The organism is Streptomyces sp. NPDC058812, from assembly GCF_042744565.1.
GTDB classification, from domain to species: domain Bacteria; phylum Actinomycetota; class Actinomycetes; order Streptomycetales; family Streptomycetaceae; genus Streptomyces; species Streptomyces thinghirensis.
Genome location: NZ_JBHYOB010000007.1, coordinates 256,788 through 276,976 on the forward strand (window position 1 = coordinate 256,788; position 20,189 = coordinate 276,976).

Here is a 20,189-nt window from a genome sequence, read left to right on the forward strand (position 1 = left end):
ACCATGCGCAGCAGACTCGTCCTGCACGCCGTCGACTCCCACACCGAGGGCATGCCCACCCGAGTGGTCACCGGCGGCATCGGCACCATCCCCGGCGCGACCATGAACGAGCGGCGGCTGTACTTCCGCGAACACCGCGACGACGTCAAGCGGTTGCTGATGAACGAACCGCGCGGCCACGCCGCCATGAGCGGCGCGATCCTCCAGCCGCCCACCCGTCCCGACTGCGACTGGGGCGTCGTCTACATCGAGGTCTCCGGCTACCTCCCCATGTGCGGACACGGCACGATCGGCGTGGCGACCGTCCTCGTGGAGACCGGCATGGTCGAGGTCGTCGAACCCGTCACCACCATCCGCCTCGACACCCCCGCCGGAGTCGTCGTCGCCGAGGTGGCGGTGGAGGGCGGCGCGGCCAGGGCGGTGACCCTGCGCAACGTGCCCTCCTTCGCCGTCGGCCTCGACCGCGAGGTGACCCTGCCCGACGGCCGGACGGTGACGTACGACCTCGCCTACGGCGGCAACTTCTACGCCGTACTGCCCCTGGAGCGGCTGGGGCTGCCCTTCGACCGGTCCCGCAAGGACGACATCCTCGCCGCCGGCCTCTCCCTGATGGCGGCCATCAACGAGGACGAGGAGCCGGCCCACCCACAGGACCCGTCCATCCGCGGCTGCCACCATGTCCAGGTGACCGCACCCGACGCCACCGCCCGCCACTCCCGGCACGCCATGGTGATCCACCCCGGCTGGTTCGACCGCTCGCCCTGCGGCACCGGCACCAGTGCCCGCATGGCCCAGCTGCACGCCCGGGGCGAACTCCCCCTGCACACCGAGTTCGTGAACGAGTCCTTCATCGGCACCCGGTTCACCGGCCGGCTGCTCGGCACGACCGAGGCCGGGGGCCTGCCCGCCGTGCTGCCCAGCTTCACCGGCCGCGCCTGGATCACCGGCACCGCACAGTACCTGCTCGATCCCGAGGACCCCTTCCCCGCGGGGTTCGTGCTGTGAGCGAGGTGAACGCGAACGCCACCGGCCCCGTCCTGCCCGTCCTCGGCAGCAGAAAGCCCAGCCACCGCGAGCGGGTCGCCGAGGCGCTGCGCGCCGCCCTGATCGCCGGCGAACTGCGCCCCGGCGAGGTCTACTCGGCCCCCGGCCTCGCCGCCCGCTTCGGCGTCTCCGCCACCCCCGTGCGCGAGGCGATGCTCGACCTCGCCAAGGAAGGGCTGGTCGACACCGTTCCCAACAAGGGATTCCGGGTCACCGCAGTCTCCGACAGGCAACTCGACGAGTACACCCACATCCGTTCGCTCATCGAGATCCCGACCGTCGCCGGGCTCGCCACCACCGCCGACGCCGTCGCGCTGGAGGCCCTGCGCCCGGCGGCCGAGGAGATCGTCACCTCGGCCGCGGCCGGTGACCTCATCGCGTACGTCGAGGCCGACCTGCGCTTCCACCTGGGGCTGCTGGCGCTGGCCGGCAACGCCCACCTGGTGGAGGTCGTACGCGACCTGCGCCGGCGCTCCCGGTTGTACGGACTGACGGCGCTGGTGGAGCAGGGGAGGCTTCAGGCGTCGGCCGAGGAGCACCTGGAGATCCTCGACGCGCTGCTCGCCCGCGACGAGGAGGCGGTGCGCGGGGTGATGACGCGGCACCTGGGACACGTCCGCGGGCTGTGGGCGGCCCGGGTCAGTGAGACGGCGGCGCGTCCTTCCTGACCGGCTGTCCCGCCCCGCGCTTCGCCGCCTGGATCTGCTCGTACACATGGGTCCGCAGCTCGGCGAAGCGCGGGGCCACCCGCGTGTGCGCCTGGTCCCGCTCGTCCGGCAGGTCGACCTTGAGCTGCTCCCGCACGACCGTGGGGGAGGCGGACAGCACGACCACGCGTTCGCCCAGGTAGACGGCCTCGTCGATGTCGTGGGTGACGAACAGGACGGTGATCGCGCGTTCCCGCCACAGCCGCCGTACCAGATCCTCCAGGTCGGCGCGGGTCTGCGCGTCCACCGCCGCGAACGGCTCGTCCATCAGGAGCACTTCGGGCTCGTACGCCAGCGCCCGCGCGATGGCGACCCGCTGCTGCATGCCCCCGGACAACTGCCAGGGGTAGGCCCCGGCGGCGTCCGCGAGCCCGACCGAGGCGAGGGCGTCCGTGACCAGCTCCCGGCGCCGCGCCTTGCCCAGGTCCTTCTGTTTCAGGGGCAGTTCGACGTTCTCGCCGACCCGCATCCACGGGAAGAGGCTGCGCCCGTACTCCTGGAAGACGAACGCCATGCCGGGCGGCGGACCGGCCACCTTCCGCCCGGCCAGGAACACCTCGCCGGCCGTCGGTTCCAGCAGCCCGCCCACGCACTTCAGCAGCGTCGTCTTGCCGCAGCCCGACGGGCCGACCAGGCAGACCAGTTCCCCGGCCGCCACGGAGAAGGTCAGGTCGCGCACCGCCTCGACGCGCCGCCCCGATCCCTCGTACACCTTCTTCAGGCCGCGTACGTCGAGCATGGACCGCCCTTTCAGGAAGCTTCACCCAGGCCGCCGGGCGGCGGCGCGCAGGCCGTGGTACCAGCCGAGCGCCCGCCGCTCGACCAGCTGGAACAGGACCGAGAGCACGAAGCCGAGCAGGCCGAGCAGCAGGATGCCGGTCCACATGCCGGGGATCGCGAACGAGCGCTGGAACTGCACGATGGTGAAACCGAGGCCGTTGCTCGCGGCGAACATCTCGCTGATCACCATCAGGATGATGCCGACCGACAACGCCTGGCGCAGACCCGCGAAGATCTGCGGGCTCGCCGAGCGCAGCACCACGTGCCGCAGCCACGCGGCACCGGTGATGCCGTAGGAGCGGGCCGTCTCGGCCATCACCGCGTCGACCGCCCGGACGCCCTCGACCGTGTTGAGCAGCACCGGCCACACACAGCCGGCCGCGATCACGATGATCTTCATGGTGTCGCCGATGCCCGCGAACAGCATGATGACCGGCACGAGCACCGGCGGCGGCACCGCCCGCAGGAACTCCAGCACCGGCTCGCACACCGCCCGCACCCGCCGGTAGGAGCCGATGAGCGTGCCGAGCGCGACACCGGCGACCGCCGCGAGCGCGTAGCCCGCCGCGAGCCTGAGCACGCTGGGCAGCACGTCACCGCGCCAGCGCTCGCCGGTCCACACGTCCGGGAAGGTCTCCAGGATCGTGCCGAGCGGCGGCCAGTACACGTCCTCGCTGCCGGCCGAGGACACCCACCAGACGGCCACCAGCACGGCGGGCAGCGCGAGCGCGAACACCAGTCGCAGCAGTACGCGCCTCACACCGCCACCTCCCCGCGTACCGACTGGTGCCAGGCCAGCGCCCGTCGCTCGACCGACCGGGCCCCGACATTGATCAGCAGCCCGAGCAGACCGGCGACGACGATCAGCGCGTACATCTCGGGCACGGCCTGCGAGGTCTGCGCGACGGCGATCCGGGCGCCCAGCCCCGGTGCGCCGATGACGAGTTCGGCCGTGATGGCGAGGATCAGCGCGACGGCCGCCGCGAGGCGCACCCCGGTCATGACGTACGGCAGCGCGGTCGGCCACAGCACGTGCCGGACCCGCGCCCAGGTGCCCAGACCGTACGACCGCGCCGTCTCCTCGGCGACCGGGTCGACGTCCTGGACGCCGTACAGGACCTGGACCAGCATCTGCCAGAAGGCGGCGTACACGACCAGGAGCAGCACCGACCGCAGTTCGGTGCCGTACATCAGCACCGCCAGCGGGATCAGCGCGACCGACGGGATCGGGCGCAGGAACTCGATCGTGGACGCCGTCGCCTCGCGCAGGTACGGCACCACCGACAGGAGCACCCCGACGACGATTCCGGCGCCGACCGCGAGGGCCAGGCCCAGCGCCCAGCCGGTGAGCGTGTCGCCGAGCGCGGTCCAGAAGGCGCCGTCCGCCACCTCCGTGCCGAGCGCGTCGGCGATGCGGCTGGTCGGCGGGAAGTACTCCTCCTTGACCAGGCCGAGCCGCGGCACCGCCTCGCCCAGGGCGAGGAATGCCGCGAGCCCGGCCGCGCCCAGCGCGGCGTTCGCCCCCTTCACGGCAACAGCGCGTCCAGGTCGGGGAACCGCTCGAACAGGCCGTCCTCGTAACCGAGCTTCCCCAGTGCGTGGAGGGACGAGCGGTCCGGTTCGACCGGCCACTTCGGCAGGGTCACCTTCGCCAGCACATCCGCCGGGATCCTGGTGTACGTGGTGACGATCTCGCGGACCTCGTCGGGGTGGGCGTCGGCGTACGCGAGGGACTCGGCGGTGGCCTCCTGGAACTTCTTCACCACCTCCGGGTTCTCCTGCGCGTACCGGGTGGAGGTGAAGTACATGGCGACCGTCAGATTCGGATGGATGTCGACCATGGGGGAGGCGATCTCCCGGCCGCCCTGGCTCTTGACCGTGGCCAGCGCCGGTTCCACCACCATCGCCGCGTCGATCCGCCCGCCGTCGAGCGCGGCCGGCATCTGGTCGAAGGCCAGCTCCACGAAGTCCACCTTGTCGGGGTCACCGCCCGCGGCGCCGACCGAGGCCCGCACCGCGGTCTCGTTGATGTTCTTCAGCGTGTTGATGGCGACCTTCTTGCCCTCCAGGTCCTTCGGCGACTTGACCGGGCTGTCGCCCTTGACCGTGAGGGCCTCGAAGTCCTCGCCCACGACGCCGGTCGAGGCGATGCCGTTGGCCACCGCCTTGACGGGCACGTTGTTGGACTGGGCGATCATCAAGGACGTCATGTTGGAGAAGCCGAACTCGAACTGGCCGCTGACCACGCCGGGCACGATCGCCGCGCCGCCCTGCGCGCCGGCGAAGGACAGCTTCAGCCCGCGCTCCTCGAAGAAGCCCTTCCTCTGCCCCAGGTACAGGGGCGCGACATCGACGATGGGGATGAGGCCCACCTTGACCGTGGTGGTGCCGCCGGACGACCCGGCGTCGTCCGACCCTCCGGAATCGGACGAGCCGCAAGCCGTCGCGGCGGTCAGGACGGACACGGCCGTGAGGCCGACGAACAGACGACGCATGACTCCCCCTGTGGGACCGGACCAGGTGCTCCGACAGGCTGTGCGCAGACAGCACGAACGTGCTCAGCGGGAACGTAGGGCCGGTGCGAAGCCCAGGTCAATGCCCGCGCCGATATGGGCCGTTGAGGATTCGACCTGGATTCGTTGACAGTGCGGGACGCGCACTCATAGCGTGCGCACTGCGTACGGTCGTTCGTGCCGCACGCCCTGCCGTGAGGCTCTCGCCGGAGGCCAGATGTCCGATGCAGCCCGCGCACCGCACTTCGTCAGGTCCTTCGAACGCGGCCTCGCCGTCATCCGGGCCTTCGACGCCGCCCACCCGGCGCTGACCCTGAGCGAGGTCGCCCGCGCCGCGGAACTGACCCGCGCGGCGGCCCGCCGCTTCCTGCTCACCCTGGCGGACCTCGGCTACGTCCACACCGACGGCCGGCTCTTCCGGCTCACCCCGCGCGTGCTGGAGCTCGGCTACTCCTATCTGGCCGGCTTCACGCTGCCGCAGATCGCCGAACCGCATCTGGAGCGACTCGTCGCGCAGGTACGGGAGTCGTCCTCGCTGTGCGTCCTGGACGGCGACGACGTCGTGTACGTCGCCCGCGTCCCGACCAGTCGCATCATGACCGCGTCGATCACCGTCGGCACCCGCTTCCCGGCGCACCTCACCTCAGTGGGCCGGGTGATCCTCGCCGATCTGCCGGACACCGAGATCGAGACCCGGCTCGCCCGCGCCGACCTGCGTCCGCACACCGCCCGCACCCTCACCTCGGCGGACGCCCTGCGCGCGGAACTGCGCCGGGTGCGCCGCCAGGGCTACGCCCTCGTCGACCAGGAACTCGAGGACGGGCTCAGGTCCGTCGCCGCGCCGGTGCGGGACCGGGACGGCGAGGCGGTGGCCGGCGTGAACATCGCGGTGCACGCCGGCCGCAACTCCGTGGAGTCCGTACGCCGGGACCTGCTGCCGCACCTGCTGGCGACCGTCGCCCGGATCGACGCCGACCTCCGGATCGCCGGTCAGGCGCTCACAGGTCCAGCACGAGCCGTCGGCCACGACAGCGGGACACGCAGATGAGCATCGTCTCCCCGGCGGCCCGTTCCTCGTCGGTGAGTACCGAGTCCCGGTGGTCCGGCTCGCCCGCGACGACGTCGGTCTCGCAGGTGCCGCAGGTGCCCTCGGTGCAGGAGTGGAGCACCTCGACGCCGGCGGCCCGGACGGCGTCCAGTACGGAGACGTCCGCCGGGACGGCGACCGTGCGCCCGCTGCGCGCGAGTACGACCTCGAACTCCGCCTCCGGGCCGGTCGCCGCCGCCTCCTTCGGGCGGAACCGCTCCAGGCGCAGGATCCCGGCCGGGCAGCGCGCCTCGACCGCGTCCAGCAGCGGCGCGGGTCCGCAGCAGTAGACGAGGGTGCCCACGGGTACGTCGTCGAGTACGGAGGCGAGGTCCAGCAGCCCCGACTCGTCCTCCGGGGCGATCGTGACCCGGTCGCCGTACCGCTCCAACTCCCCGGTGAACGCCATGGTGTTCCGCGTCCGCCCGCCATAGAGCAGGCTCCACTCGGCGCCCGCCTCCTCGACGGCGGCCAGCATGGGCAGGATCGGGGTGATGCCGATACCGCCCGCGACGAAGCGGTAGAGGGGGGCCGGCTCCAGCCGGAAGTGGTTGCGCGGTCCTCGCACACGGACCTTGTCGCCGAGTCCCAACTCGCCATGAACGTGGGCCGACCCTCCCCGCCCCGCGGCCTCGCGCAACACGGCGATCCGCCACACCGCCCGGTCGGCCGGGTCGCCGCACAGGGAGTACTGCCGCTCCAGGTCCGGCGCGAGGACGAGATCGATGTGGGCGCCGGGCTCCCAGGCGGGCAGCGGTTCGCCGAGCGGGTGACGCAGGGCGAGGGTGAGCACGCCGTCGGCCGCGGTCTCCCGGTGGTGGACGACCAGTTCGGCTTCGTAGAGGGTCATGAGTCGTTTCCCCGGCGCCTTCGCTGCGGGTGGCCCTGCGGGTGTCCTTGTGGGTGCCCCTGCGGGTGTCCTTGTGGGTGGGCGAGCATCCAGTCCCACATGGTGACGGGGTCCTCGGCGGTGTGCTCGGCGCCGCAGTGGCAGGTGCCGTGCAGGACGTCGGTGTCCGGCAGCCAGTCGATGCGGTAGACCTCGCCGGTGCGCCCGCTCATCGGGCCGCCCGTTCGACGGGCTTGTCGCCCTCCTCGACCAGCCGGGCGAGGATGCGGCGGGCGGCCAGGCCGCCGGTGTCGATGTTGATGCTCAGCTCCTGGTAGCCGGTGCGCTCGGTGCCGAGCGTGCGCTGGAGCAGGTTGAGCGCGTCGACGTCCTGCATGACAACCGTGCGGTTGTTCCTCCGCAGGAACTCGGTGACCTCGGCGTCGTCCGTCGCCCAGTCCCGCGAGACCGCCCAGAAGTCGTACACCTTGCCGTCGCCGGACGGCGTGATGGCGTAGGTGATCTCGGTGTGGAAGCCGTTCGGATCGCTGCCGTCCGCCTCGGGCATCACACCGGTCGGGGCGACCCGGCTGTGCAGCAGGTACAGACAGGGTGCGTGGTACTCGATGTCCTGCCACCGGTCGATGCGCCCGCTGACGCCGGTGGACCTGGCGTAGAACGGCGGGCACTCGGCGTCGTCCATGTGCCGGCTCACCCGGACGATCCCGGCGCCCTCGTCGACTTCCGTGGTGATCGGCGTCTCGGCGACCTCGGGCGTGCCGATGTAGCCGCCGTGCAGGTACGTCTCGTGGGAGAGGTCGAGGAGGTTGTCGACCAGCAGTCCGTAGTCGGCGTCGATCGGCTCCATGCCCCGGACCGTGACCCAGCCGGGGGAGTCGAGGTGGCGGGCGCGCGGCACGGTCCCGGCGTCGGCCAGTGCCGGGTCCCCGATCCACACCCACACCAGGGAGTCCTGCTCGACCACCGGGTAGGAGGCGACGCGGGCGGTGCGCGGGACGCGTTTCTGGCCCGGGACGTACACGCAGGTGCCGGTCGTGTCGTACGTGAACCCGTGGTACCCACACACGATCCGGTCGCCGTCCAGCCGCGTCGGCGCCTCGGAGAGCGGGTAGCGGCGGTGCACGCAGCGGTCGTGCAGGACGACCGGCGTCCCGTCCTCCTCGGTGCGGAAGAGGACGAGCGGCTCACCGAGCAGCGTGCGTCCCAGCAACTCGCGGCCGACCTCGTGGCTGTAGGCGGCGACGTACCACTGGTTCCTGGCGAAGGCGGTCATGTGCGGCATCGTTGCGGCTCCCGTCCGTCGTGGGTGGTGGCATCGTCGGGGAGGGCGTCGCGGGGTGGCAACACTTCTTCCGCCTCACGGAAGGGCGGCCCCGCGGGCGCTGTCGGTGGGTGCCTCTAGTCTTTCGCCAACGTCACGGTGAGGCGCGCCGATCGGGGCCGCCGGACACGCTGTGCCGGATCCCGGATGTGGAAGAGGCGAGGAAGCGATGGGTTGGCTGGCAGCGGGCGACACATATGAAGTCGCTCTGGTGGACGGCCGGGTGGTGGCCCGGTCCGCGTCGGGACCGCCCCCGGCCGGGCATGAGGCGAACGGGCGGGAGGGGAAGCGGGTCAGACCCCTGCCCGCGGAGATACGGGACCGCCCGGAAGTCGTCGAACTCCAGCGCTTCGCCGAGTGGCTGGACCGGCACGCGGCCGAGTGCGCGGCTCAGGTCGGCAACTGGATGGTGTCCTCGCTGCCGGTGCCGACCGCGCTGCTGGCCCGGGTCTGGCCCGACGAGGCATGGCGGGCGGCGCTCCGCGACATCGTTATCGTCGGTGACACCCCCGACGAGACCGGCTTCCTGCGCGACGCGGACGACTCGGGCGGACTGCGGGTGGTGAACCTGGACGGCGAGACCGTCCGCCCGGCAGCCCGGACGGTGACCATGCCCCACCCGGTCCTCCTCCCCGACCTGGAGGAACTGCGGACCTTCGCGGCCGAGTTGGGTGTGGTCCAGGGCGTCGAACAGATCCACCGGGCCACCTGGCGCAAACCCGCCGGGACCGGCGGCGGGGCCGACAGGGTCACCGAGTTCGCCGACGCCGAGTACCGCTCCTGGTTCCACCTCTCCTCCCGCGCCACGTCCCTCGGCTACAAGATCTCCGGCAGCAGCGTCGTCGACAAGATCCGGGACGCCGGGCGCGTCATCACCGCCACGGTCGGCATGAGCGATCCCTACACCGAGGAGAAGGCCTGGACCGGCAGCCTGACCTGGAGCGACGAGGACGGGCACCGGCGCCTCCCGCTGACCGAGGTCGGCCCCGTGGCCTGGTCCGAGGGCATGCGCATGGCCGCGGCCCTGCACGCCGGCCGCACCGTGACCACGGACGGCACCGAGTGAACGGCAGCGGTACGCACACCCACGGAAGGCACCTGAGCATGAGCGACGGCACGACAGGGGACGCGGCGACGGCAGAGGTGGAGGAGCTGTTGCGGGCCGGCGCGGTACTGCCGCCGGGCACCACCGGAGGAGGCGACCGGGCCGTGCCCGTGTACGCCCAAGCCTACCGGCATCCGGGACTGGACGGCCGGACCGTGGTGCGCCTGATCGCCGAGGACGGGACCGGGGACCCGGACACGGGCTTCCTCGGACTCGAACCCGAGGGCGAGCCGGTGGAGGTCGGTGTCGGACAGCACCGGGCCATGGGCTTCCCCGAATGGGTGCTGGCCCGTCATCCCTCGGACGGGCACCTGGCGATGTCCCTGGTCGAGGAGATGGACAAGGTCGCGCGGACGGTGAGATCCCGGGCCAAGAAGGCCCGCGCCACCTACGAGTCGATCGGCGAACGGCTCGCGGGCTCCGTACCGCACTTCCTGCCGACCTTCTACGAGCAGGCCGGGCGGGTGTTCCTGGGGGCCGACCAGACGGCCTACGCGTCCCAGATGTTCGTCAACGCGCGCAAGGCCGAGACGGCACACGCGCTGCCGTTCGACGAGGCACGCATGGACGCGGTGTTCCTCGAGTTCGCCCTGGCCGGTGCGGTGCCGACGAAGATCCTCTCCGGCTACGCCAAGGGGCTGTCGTCCCGCGTACCGGCCGCGACGGCCTTCCGGCACCTGCGCGGGCTCTTCGTCCGGCTCGCCGCGCACGGCGTGCCGCCGTCGAGCCCGGGCGCGGCCGACCTGCGCCGGCTGGCGAAGGCGGTCGCGGGCAAGTACGCGCTCACCGAGGAGATGGCCTACCTCCGCGAGATGCTGCCCCTGCCCGGCACGGTCAAGGCACCGCCCGGCTGGTGGAAGGCCCACCGGGCCGCCCTGCTGGAACTGGCCCGGCGGGAGCCCGCCGTCCGCGGCACGCTGCTGGGACTGCTGCCGGCGGAGTGGGAGCGGGACGAACTGCCCCAGTGGCTGGCCCTGCTGGAGGACTCCGGGGCGACTGCCGGGCTGTGCGACGCCACGCTGCCCGCCGAGGCCCGTTCCCCCGACGGCACGGTCGGATGGACGCGCAGGTTCCTCGCACTGTGCGGGACCGACGGGTATCAGGCCGCGCCGCCGGAACTTTATCCCCTCGTCGACCGCATGGCCGACGCGCTGCGTGCCGAGCTCCGGGCCCAGGGGGACACCTTCCAGCCCCCGGTCGGCGACGTGAACCTGCTCGACCAGCTGCTGTCCCTGGGCATACCGGTGGCGGAACCGGGCGACGACCAGAGGCTCGCCCTGAGCACGTGGGCGGCCCGCGAGTACCGGCGGGATCTCCTCGCGCTGGAGGCCGACGCACGTTTCCGTCCGGCGTTCCGGCGCGGCTGTCCCGAGGGGAAGTGGGGCAACAGCGAGGAGACCGTCGTCAACCTGGCCGCGTCCCCCGGCGGGCGACCGATGCTCGCCCCATGGGTGGCAGAGGCCGCCCGCGCGTACCTCACCAGCGAACTGGCCGAGTTCCTCGGCTACTCCGGCCCGCTGCGCACGCTGTCCTGGCTGCCGGGAGAGGTGCTGGCCGTCGCCGCCGACGAGGTGCGGGAAGCCCTCGCCACCGGCGTCGCCCCCGCGCTGGCCCGCACCCTGCGCACCGGCGTCCTCGACGAGCTGGGCTGGCCCGCCTGGGAGGAAGCCCTGCGGTCCGACGCCTCGCGGGAGAAGAACCGTGGCATCAGGGTCGTCGACGGCTGGCCGTACCTCATCGTCATGTCCGGTGGAGAGGCCCGGGTGATCGGGGCGGAGGGCACGGTTCTCGCGTGTGTGCCGCGCCTCCCGGACCCTTCGGACCTGTTCGGGTCGTTCTCCTGTCAGTACGTGGACGGCGGGCTGCTCGTCTGGTGGCGACTGTCCTCCACGGCCGGCTCCACCCTCACCTGGCAGGGGTACTGGCACGACACCACCGACTCGCCACGCATGGCGGTCGAGGGTGACGTCCACGCCTGGTGGCCGTGCGAGGTGGACGGGAGCGGAGGAGTCAACGGCGGTATGGCCCCCGCGTCCCTTCCCCTTCCCGGAGGCGGCCGGGCCACCGGTCACGGGGTGCTGCGCCGAGGGGACGCCTTCGTACCGTGGACGCGGCAGGTGATCAGTGACGGCACGTCGTACTGGGTGTGGGCCAAGGAGGACGGGGAGAAGGAGCGGTACACCTGGCGCGCGTACGACCCGGTCGGCGACACGCTGGGCGAACCCGGAGCACCGGAGTGGATCGGCGAGGCGCTGCGCACCGCTCCGGAGGGCAGCACCCTGGGGAGCGCCTGGCTGCTGCCCGCGCCCGCCGCCGTACCGGGCCCGATGTGCGCCCCGGTGGACGGGGTGCTCGGCTGGCGGGTGGTGACCCTCCCCGACGGTTCGCGGCGGGGCGAGGACCTGGCCGGACGCTCGGTCGTCGTGCCGCCCGGAGTGGACGCGGACCCGGAGCACGCGCTGGTGTTCCCCGGCGCAGACCGGCCGGTGACCGTGACCCAGAAGTCGCGCACGGTCCGGCTGCTCGACGCCAACGGCGCGCTGGTCGCCGAGAGCGGGTCCGGCTTCAGGGCCGGACCCTTCAACGCGGGTACGGCCCTGCTTCCGCACCTGCGCTACTGGCACCTCCTCCAGCCGCGCGACCCGCAGGGGTCCGCCGCGCTCCGCAGGGTCGGCGAGGACACCGCGGCGGCACTCCTGGCGGGGGCCGTGGCCGCGCCGGCTGCCGAAAGGGACGACGAGCCGGTCAAGGACCGGGAGGAGACGGACGACCGGGACGTGGTGCAGAGCCTGGTCCGCACGCTCCTGCCCGAGGTCGGCCACGAGGCGCTGCGCGCGGGCATCGCCGGGGTGGTGAGGTTCGCCGCCGAACAGCAGCGCGTCCTCGACGAGGCGCTGACCCGGCTCGACTCCGCGATCGCCGGAGTCGAGCCGCAGGAGCCACAGCCCAGGACGGGAGACAAGCTGCTCGAGGCGGCGGTGAACGGTGTCGGCCTGACCGGCCGGGGCTGGCGCCCCCACTACTGGGCCGGCGACCACTACCTCCACGACCTGCCGCTCCTGCTGGGCCGGTCGATGCGGGGCCTGGCCGAGCCGGTTCCCCCGGGTCGGACCCACCGCGAGCTGGCCAGACAGGAGTCGCTGAGGAAGATCGACGCCCTGGCTCTGCCCGAGCTGCCCGCGATTGTGGCCCTGCGGGCCGGTTCGGTGCCCACCGTGGAGGAGCACCGGCAGCCGTTGGACGCGTTCCTCGCGGAATTCGACGCGCAGGGACTCACGGAGCTGGACCCCGGCCACTGGCGCCGCGTCCGGCTGCGGCTGGATCAGAGCCTGTTCGAGGGGCCCGACGCGGTACAGGGCAACACGGACGAGACGGTGCTGGACCTCGACGGCGGCGCGTTCCTGCTCTTCCCCCACCGCGCGTTCGACTTCCTGCGTGAATGGGACTCCGAGGACGACACCACGGGCCAGCGCTACGGAGCGGTCTTCCACGATCCGTCCGGCCGGTTCGAGGTACCCGCGCCGTACACTCTGGTCGCCGCGGGGCCGTTCGTGCCGAAGCCGACACGATCGCCCGGCTGGGCGGCGGCGTTCCGCGCCGAACTCGCCGAGCGCGGCCCGGCACCCTGGTTCCCGGTGGCCGCCGAGGAGTTCGCGCGACTCACCGGCGTCACCCCCACCATGGCCCGGCTGGTGGTCGCCGGCCTGCCCATGATCGACGACAAGCGCGAGGCGGTGCCCCCCGCGACGCTCAGGACGATCGGAGTGAAGTCGGCCGACGCGCGCGTGGCCAAGGACGAACTGCGCTCCCTCGACGCGGGCGCCCGGCAGGCGGTCGTGGCGGCGCTGCTCCCCGCCGAGCCGACACGGCTGTGGACGGACGGCCCCGACGCCGCCCGCGCGGCCGAGATCTGGAACGAGCGGCTGGGCCGACGCACGCCCGTCTCCGAGGACGTGCTCCACGACGCGGCCCGTACCGTGGTGTCACCGGGGTGGGCACCGCCCGGAGCCCTGCACGGCTTCGTCGACATGACCACCGAGCCCCGCCTGACGCGGGACCTGACCTGGAAGTTCGGCCGCTACTACCTCGAAACCGCCGAGAAGACACCCGGCTTCGACAACGACGTCCTCAAGGGTTCCGTGGCCCTGGCCGCGTGGCTCGCCCACCGGCTCCCGTCCGGCGACCCGGTCCGCGCCACCCTGCCCGTCGTACTGAGCGCGCTGCGCGACCGGCTGGCCCACCCCGGCCTGCTGATCGCTCTCGACCGGCGGATCGACTGGGAGGCGTTCCGGCGGGCCGCCGGAGATCCCACGGAGACCGGCGAGGACTTCGTGCGCTACGGCGCGGTCGTGCTGGGCACCGAACGGTCCGAACCCGTCCCGGCCATCCGGCCCGCGCTGCTGGACGAGGCCGGCCACGACCCCCACCTGACGGCGCTGTTCACGGGGGAACGACCGAACGCCCAGGAGACCGCGCTGAGCATGGTCCACGACCGGTCCTTCGCCGAGCTGCTCGCCGACCCCGGCAACCCGGTGGCGGGCGAGCGCGACGAGGACGGCCTGTGGTGGCCGCAGGACCCCGCCCGGTCCGTGCCCGACCTGGTCGGCGAGGTCGCCAAGCGGCACGGCATCGGCGAGGACGCCGCCGTCCTCTACCTGATGCTGCTCGCCATGCCGGACCCCACCGACCGCAACACCGCGCGCTGGACCGGCTGGGGCAAGCAACGCGGTGGAACGGCCCGGCTCCGCGCCGCCCGCACCGAACTCGCGGCCACCGACCTCGTGGTCGAAGGCAACCGCTCCAAGGCCGGACGTTCGCTGTTCCTGCCCGGCGGCTGGACCCAGCCCGCCAATCCGCACCTGCCGCTGGAGCGGTGGAAACTGCCGATGTACGACCTGCTCGACGGTGAGAGCCCCGTACTGGGCGTCGTCGTGCCCACCCGGCCCGTCGCCGGTCTGTACCGCGAGGCCTGGCAGCGGGTCCAGGACGGGGACGGGCCGCGACTGGAGGAACTGGAGGTGCCGCGACCGCGCAAGCGCCGCCGCTGAGTTCCACCACTGGAGGGGGCGGTCGCCGCTGTGCGGCCGTCCCCGCGGAACCACTCACCTGGACCCAGGACCGTATGACCGCAAGACAAGAGGCGGCCGCCCAGGTGGCCGCGCTGGCAGCCCGCACCCGGCCGTACCTGATCGGGGTACGGCACCACAGCCCCGCGCTCGCCGTCGCCGTACCCCGGCTGCTGGACGCCGCGGCGGCCGAGGTCGTGTGCGTGGAGCTGCCGGCCGACTTCCAGCCGTGGCTGCCCTATCTCTCGGATCCGCGCACCGCCGCGCCGGTGGCGCTGACCGGTGCGTACGAGGACGGACGGCTGCGCTCGTACCCCCTCGCCGACTTCTCCCCGGAACTGGCGGCGATCCGCTGGGCACGGGAAAAGGACGCGGAAGTGATCTGCTGCGACCTCCCCCTCACCGCTGCACGATGGCGGGCCGGAGCCGACGCCGACGCGGGACCGCCCGGACCGGACGGAGACGACCTGTGGGACCGCACCGTGGAGTCACTGGCTCCGGGCAGTACACCCGAGGCGGTACGCCGTGCGGCCCTGGGCGCCGGCTGGATGCTGCGCCGGGACCGGCGGACGCATGGCGGTGTCGCGGCCGTCGACCTCGCCCGTGAGGCACACATGCGCCGCGGCGTCGCCGTCGCCGCGGCCGAAGGGCGCCGGGTCGCGGCGGTGATCGGCGCGTTCCACGCCCCCGGCCTGGCCGGCCAGGAGGAGCCCCCGGACCCGACGGCGACTGCCGGCGGCCTCCCCGGCGGCGGCTCCGCGGTCGTCACGTCGCTCGTGCCGTACGCCTTCGCCCTGCTGGACCCCCGCTCCGGCTACCCGGCAGGCGTCCGTGACCCGCGCTGGCGGCAGGCCGTGCTCGACGCCGGGGGCGATCCCGGCCGGATACGCGACGCCGCCGCCCGCGTCATCACCGAACTGTGCCGGGAGATCCGGGCGTCCGGGCACGCCGCGGGGACCGGTGAGGCCATCGAGACCCTGCGGCTGGCCTGCGATCTCGGCACCCTGCGCGGCCTGCCGGCACCCGGCCGGAGCGAACTGCTGGAAGCGGTGACCTCCGTACTGGGCCAGGGCGAACCGCTCGGCAGGGTGCTGGAAACGGTGCTGGTCGGCACGGACCGCGGCCACCTCGCCCCAGGCACACCCCGTTCCGGACTCGGCCCCTGGGTGGAGGCGGAGCTCGCGTCGCTGCGCATGCCCGGTCCGAGCGGCCCAGCCCGCCGGGAGCTCCGGCTCCAGCCACTGCGCTCCGCCCTCGACGCCCGGCGCGAGATCCTGCTTCAGCGTCTCAAGGAGTGCGGGGCGGGCTACGCCGAGCCGGTCGAGGTGTCCGCCACGGGGGACGGGAGCGCCCTCACCACACGCTGGCGGGTGACCTGGACCCCGGCGGTCGCCGCCCGGCTCGAACTGGTGGGCGTCAGAGGCGTCACCGCCGCCCAGGCGACCGACGGCACCCTCCGGGAGAACCACCGTCGCGCGTCGCAGGCCGCCGGCGGAGCCACCCCGGCCCAGGTCATCGACGTCCTGGGCGCCGCGGCCAGGTGTGCGCTGCCGGACCTGGTCGGCGACTGCCTCGCCGAGGCCACGCGGGTGCTGCCCGTTGCGGCCACTCTGCCCGAACTGCTGTACGCCCTGGACCTGTTGGAGTCCCTACGGCGCGAACATCTGCCCGGCACCACCGAACGGGTACGCGTCCGGGCGGCCGAACTCTCCGACACCGTTCTGGAAGCCGCCGTCCGTGCCCTGCCGGGGCTGGCGGGCAGTGACGAGGAGGAGGACGCCGCCGCGGTCGTGACCCTGGCCGTCCGAAGCGCCGAGGAACGGCTCGGCCTGCGGCTGGACGGTGAGCTGTACCGGCTCGCCACCGCCGGGTCCCCGCTGGTCCAGGGTGCGGCTCTCGCCGCCCGGGTGCTGCTCGATCTGGACGGTTCGGACCTGCTCGGGCAAAGGCTCGCCGGGTGGGTCGACGCGGCGACGGGGCCGGACACCCGGCGCCGACTGGAACGTCGGCTCACGGGGGTGCTCATCGCCGCCGGTCCCCTGATGGAGTCCGTCCCCAGCGCCCTCGACCCGCTGTTCGAGCGCGTCGAGACCATGAGTGACCGTGACTTCCTCGACCGGCTCCCCGCGCTGCGCGGCGGTTTCCGGGCGCTGACCCCGGCGGGCCGGGGCCGGCTGCTCGCGGCCGTGACCGACCGCCTGGGCCACCGGCCCGGCCTGCGGCTCCCCGCCTCCGCCGAGCTGGTCGGCCGGTGGGCCGAGGCCGACCACGAAGGGCTCGCCGCACTGAGGGCGGTGGGCCTGGCCGGGCTGGTGAGTCCTTCGGCGCCGACGCACTCGGACACCGGCCACGGTCGCCCACCGCACCCGGAAGCCGAGGCACTGAGCGGCCCGGCGCACGGCTCCGCACGGATCGGCCCCGCCGACCGCTGGCGGCTGCTACTGAGCCGCGACACGGCGAAACTGCCCCCGGACCTGATGCCGTACGCCTGGGCCCTCGACGAGCTGTTCGGACAGGATGGGCAGGACGGCCAGCACGGGCAGGACGGCCAGTACGGGCAGGACGGCTCGGGGGACGGGGAGAGCGCGGGCGGCGGCGAGCAGGGCGGCGGCGGTGAGGCGGACTCGGCCGACGGCCGCGATGACGGCGGGCGCACCGGCGGCCGGGGCCCGAGCTTTCCCAGCGCCCGGCACTGGGCCGAGGAACTCGGGGCACTGTTCGGCGCGGACATCCGGGAGGAAGTCCTGGGGCGCGCCGTCGAGAGCGGCCGTACCGACCTCATCGCCCACCTCGACCCCGCCTCGGTACGTCCCTCCGTGGAACTGCTGTCGGCCGTGCTGTCGCTCGCCAGGGGGATGCCCGAGGAGCGCATGGCGAGCCTCCGGCCGCTCGTCAAACGGCTGATCGAAGAACTCACCCGGGAACTCGCCACCCGACTGCGTCCCACGCTGACCGGTCTCACCACGCCCCGCCCCACCCGGCGCCCCGGCGGCCGGCTCGACCTTCCCCGCACGCTTCGGGCCAACCTCGCCCACACCCGCCGACTGGAGGACGGCAGGGTCGAGGTCATCCCGGAACGGCCCGTCTTCACCACCCGCACCGCACGGGAGAACGACTGGCGGCTGATCCTCGTCGTCGACGTCTCCGCGTCCATGGAGTCCTCGGTCATCTGGTCGGCGATCACCGCCGCCGTACTGAGCGGTGCGCCCATGCTCTCCACCCACTTCCTCACCTTCAGCACGCAGGTCGTCGACCTGACCGACCGGGTCGCCGATCCGCTCTCCCTGCTGCTGGAGGTGAAGGTCGGCGGCGGCACGCACATCGCGGCCGGACTCGCGCACGCCCGCACGCTGGTGCGGGTGCCGAACCGCACACTGATGGTGGTCGTCAGTGACTTCGAGGAGGGAGCAGCGATCGAGGGCCTGCTGGCCGAGGTCCGGGCCGTGGTCTCCTCCGGTGTCCAACCGCTGGGCTGCGCCGCCCTGGACGGCGACGGGGTCCCCCGCTACTCGGTGCCGGTCACCCGGCAACTCGTCGCGGCGGGTATGCCGGTGGCCGCCCTCAGTCCTCTCTCGCTCGCCCGCTGGGTGGGCGAGCGCGTCCGTGGAGCGACCCGATGAGCCCTGCCCGTCCGGGCGCCCCACTCCCACCGGTCGCGCCGGAGGTCTTCGCCTCCGCGGTGGAGAGCCTGACCACGCGGCTGCGCGGCAGGCTGGACGCGGCCGTCGAGGCCCTGGCCGTCGCACCCGTCACCACCGGCGACGGGACCTCCGGCGTCCGCTGCGGCGAGGACGCCCGGGTGACGCTGGCGCCGGGCCCGTCCGGCGCGGTCACCGACGCCGACCAGGCCCGCTGCACCTGCCTCTTGGCTCCGCGCTGCCTGCACCGGGCAGCGGTCCTGGGCGCCTGCCCGGTCGCCGAGTCGGAACCGGCGGGCGGCACCCCGTCCGAGGACGCGGACCGTCGCACGGAGCCGGACCGCCGCGCGGCCCCGCTTCGTCCGGCCGAAGCGGACCGCCCCGCAGAACCCAGTCACCCCACGGAATGGAGCCGCCGCGCACAATCGAGCCGCCCCACGGTATCGAGCCGCCCCACGGTATCGAGCCGCCGGGCAGAATCGAGCCGCCCCACGGTATCGAGCCGTCCCGCCGAACCGAGCCGTCCCGCCGAACCGAGCCGTCCCGCCGAACCGAGCCGCCCCGCAGAGTCGACCCCTCCCACCGACTCGCTCCCTCCCGCCACCCCCTCCGCCGAACAGACCCGCGCCGCCTCCCGTCTCTGGGCGGTGGCGGCGGCCGTGCTCTCCGCCGGCACCGCCGGTGCCGGAGCCGTCCTCCAGGCCGAGCTGCTCCGTGCCGCCCACACGGCTCGCCTGGCCGGCCTGCACCGAGCGGAGGGCGCGGCCCTCAGCGTCGTACGCCATCTGCGCGACGCACGCGATCCGCACCGTGCACACGGCATCGCCGAGCTGGTCCGCGCGCTGCGTGAACTCCTCCTGGTCACCCACCGGTTGAAGGCGGCCGACCCGAATCCGGCGCTGATCGGCACGGTCCGCCACAATCACCACCCCGACGGCCCGCTGCGGCTCTACGGCGTCTGCCGCGAGCCGGTGATCGGCCCTGGCGCCCCCGGCGGCCCCGACGGCTCCGCCGCCCCCGGCGGGGTGGTCACCCATCTCGTCGACGGCGACGGCCGCTGGTACGCGCTCCGCGACGTGAAGCCCGGCGGCCCGGCCAGGGCTCGCCGCGCCGGTACCGCACATGTCGCCATCCGGTCCTTCCTGAGCGACCACTTCCGGCTGTCCCGCGGCGGTCTGATCCTCTCCGGGGCGGTCGTCGACCCGGACGGCCGCCTTCTGCCGGAGAGCGGTGTCCGGGCCACCTTCGCCGCCGGACGCCCCTGGACCGATGCCGCCTGGGCGACGGTGTTCGCCCGTCCGGCCTCGGAGCCCGCCCCCGAGGGAGCCGGGCATGCCGCGCCCCTGACCGGCTGCGACGCGGAGATCGTCGCGGCCGACGGCGACGAACTGCTGGTGCGTGTACTGCCGGGGCCGGGCGACCCGTGCAACGAGCGGCGGCCCGCATCCGTGCCACCCGCCCGGCTGGTCCCCGCCCACCGCCATCCCGGCCTCGCCCACACCGCCAACCTCCGGCGGCTGGGCGCGCACCCCGGTCTGCGGATCCGGGTCCTCGGCCGCGTCGACCCCGACCGGGTCACGGCCCTTCGTCCACTCGCCGTCGGGCCGGTACCCGGGACCGGGGCGACCCTGCGCCTGCCGGACGAGTGGCAGGGCCGCGCCGATCTCGGCTACGACCACCTCCGGAGCGAACACTTCCCGCCGGACCGCCCCTGTCCGTCCTCGTCCGCCCCCTCCGAAGACGCCGTCCCCGCGGCCGACTCGCCGCTCTGGCGCGTTCGCGGGATGGTCGAACTGTCGGTCGCCGGAGGACGCCGGGCCGTCGCCGAACCCGCACGCGAGAACGACCGGCACGGACACGAGGCCGCGCTGCGCCGCGGCGGATTCGCCACCGGCGCGGAACTGGTCGCCGCGCTCGGCGCGGTGGCCGCGCACCGCACCCGCGACGCCTTCGGCCGCCTCCGCCCGGACGATCAGGACCATTACACCGCCCAGTGGCTCGCCACGGCCGTCTATCTCGCCGGTACGGAAGCGGCACTCGCCCGCCGCACCTGGCGCGGATGAACCCGACCCGTACGG

General features: G+C 73.5%; 14 protein-coding genes. 7 read left to right on the forward strand and 7 right to left on the reverse strand.

From position 1 onward, the window contains the following. Positions 1–3: 3 nt before the first annotated feature. Positions 4–1,005 carry a proline racemase family protein gene (locus ACFW48_RS16875; protein WP_386315331.1) on the forward strand — a complete coding sequence of 334 codons (1,002 nt, stop codon included), beginning with the start codon at positions 4–6 and terminating at the stop codon, positions 1,003–1,005. Continuing rightward, the gene (locus tag ACFW48_RS16880; RefSeq protein WP_386315332.1) at positions 1,002–1,712 is read left to right on the forward strand and encodes a GntR family transcriptional regulator; all 711 of its coding nucleotides are present in this window, start codon (positions 1,002–1,004) and stop codon (positions 1,710–1,712) included. The genes ACFW48_RS16875 and ACFW48_RS16880 overlap by 4 nt, the downstream gene beginning before the upstream one ends. On the opposite strand, the gene ACFW48_RS16885 is transcribed toward ACFW48_RS16880, so the two are convergent. From ACFW48_RS16885 to ACFW48_RS16900, 4 genes are read right to left on the reverse strand one after another with little or no spacing between them, the layout of a single operon-like run. Further along, positions 1,684–2,490, reverse strand: coding sequence for an ABC transporter ATP-binding protein (locus ACFW48_RS16885; protein WP_386315334.1), 807 nt, complete (start codon positions 2,488–2,490; stop codon positions 1,684–1,686). The two genes, ACFW48_RS16880 and ACFW48_RS16885, sit on opposite strands and share 29 nt — an antisense overlap. A gap of 21 nt (positions 2,491–2,511) precedes the next feature. Further along, positions 2,512–3,291 carry an ABC transporter permease gene (locus tag ACFW48_RS16890; protein ID WP_386315335.1) on the reverse strand — a complete coding sequence of 260 codons (780 nt, stop codon included), beginning with the start codon at positions 3,289–3,291 and terminating at the stop codon, positions 2,512–2,514. Beyond that, positions 3,288–4,061, reverse strand: coding sequence for an ABC transporter permease (locus ACFW48_RS16895; protein ID WP_386315337.1), 774 nt, complete (start codon positions 4,059–4,061; stop codon positions 3,288–3,290). Before ACFW48_RS16895 ends, ACFW48_RS16890 begins: the two co-directional genes overlap by 4 nt. Further along, complete coding sequence (locus tag ACFW48_RS16900) at positions 4,058–5,026, reverse strand: ABC transporter substrate-binding protein (RefSeq protein WP_386315339.1); 969 nt, start codon at positions 5,024–5,026, stop codon at positions 4,058–4,060. The genes ACFW48_RS16895 and ACFW48_RS16900 overlap by 4 nt, the downstream gene beginning before the upstream one ends. Before the next feature lie 235 nt (positions 5,027–5,261). Here ACFW48_RS16900 and ACFW48_RS16905 point away from each other — a divergent pair, with 235 nt between their 5' ends. After that, positions 5,262–6,092, forward strand: coding sequence for an IclR family transcriptional regulator C-terminal domain-containing protein (locus ACFW48_RS16905; protein WP_386315341.1), 831 nt, complete (start codon positions 5,262–5,264; stop codon positions 6,090–6,092). Here ACFW48_RS16905 and ACFW48_RS16910 read toward each other — a convergent pair. From ACFW48_RS16910 to ACFW48_RS16920, 3 genes are read right to left on the reverse strand one after another with little or no spacing between them, the layout of a single operon-like run. Beyond that, positions 6,043–6,981: a PDR/VanB family oxidoreductase gene (locus tag ACFW48_RS16910; RefSeq protein WP_386315343.1), complete on the reverse strand. Its 939-nt coding sequence runs from the start codon at positions 6,979–6,981 to the stop codon at positions 6,043–6,045. The two genes, ACFW48_RS16905 and ACFW48_RS16910, sit on opposite strands and share 50 nt — an antisense overlap. Beyond that, positions 6,978–7,193 carry a hypothetical protein gene (locus tag ACFW48_RS16915; protein WP_386315345.1) on the reverse strand — a complete coding sequence of 72 codons (216 nt, stop codon included), beginning with the start codon at positions 7,191–7,193 and terminating at the stop codon, positions 6,978–6,980. Before ACFW48_RS16915 ends, ACFW48_RS16910 begins: the two co-directional genes overlap by 4 nt. Continuing rightward, positions 7,190–8,263, reverse strand: coding sequence for a Rieske 2Fe-2S domain-containing protein (locus ACFW48_RS16920; RefSeq protein ID WP_386315347.1), 1,074 nt, complete (start codon positions 8,261–8,263; stop codon positions 7,190–7,192). The genes ACFW48_RS16915 and ACFW48_RS16920 overlap by 4 nt, the downstream gene beginning before the upstream one ends. 208 nt (positions 8,264–8,471) lie before the next feature. Here ACFW48_RS16920 and ACFW48_RS16925 point away from each other — a divergent pair, with 208 nt between their 5' ends. The 4 genes from ACFW48_RS16925 to ACFW48_RS16940 all read left to right on the forward strand — a co-directional run bounded on the left by ACFW48_RS16925 (position 8,472) and on the right by ACFW48_RS16940 (position 20,174). Then, positions 8,472–9,368 (forward strand): DUF4132 domain-containing protein, encoded by an 897-nt coding sequence (locus ACFW48_RS16925; protein ID WP_386315349.1) that lies wholly within the window; start codon positions 8,472–8,474, stop codon positions 9,366–9,368. A 38-nt stretch (positions 9,369–9,406) separates the two neighbouring features. Then, entirely contained in the window at positions 9,407–14,455 is a 5,049-nt protein-coding gene (locus tag ACFW48_RS16930; protein WP_386315350.1) for a DNA-binding protein, read from the forward strand. Positions 14,456–14,529: 74 nt separating this feature from the next. After that, positions 14,530–18,093 (forward strand): DUF5682 family protein, encoded by a 3,564-nt coding sequence (locus ACFW48_RS16935; RefSeq protein ID WP_386315352.1) that lies wholly within the window; start codon positions 14,530–14,532, stop codon positions 18,091–18,093. Continuing rightward, the gene (locus ACFW48_RS16940; protein ID WP_386315354.1) at positions 18,090–20,174 is read left to right on the forward strand and encodes a hypothetical protein; all 2,085 of its coding nucleotides are present in this window, start codon (positions 18,090–18,092) and stop codon (positions 20,172–20,174) included. Before ACFW48_RS16935 ends, ACFW48_RS16940 begins: the two co-directional genes overlap by 4 nt. The last annotated feature ends 15 nt before the right edge of the window (positions 20,175–20,189 follow it).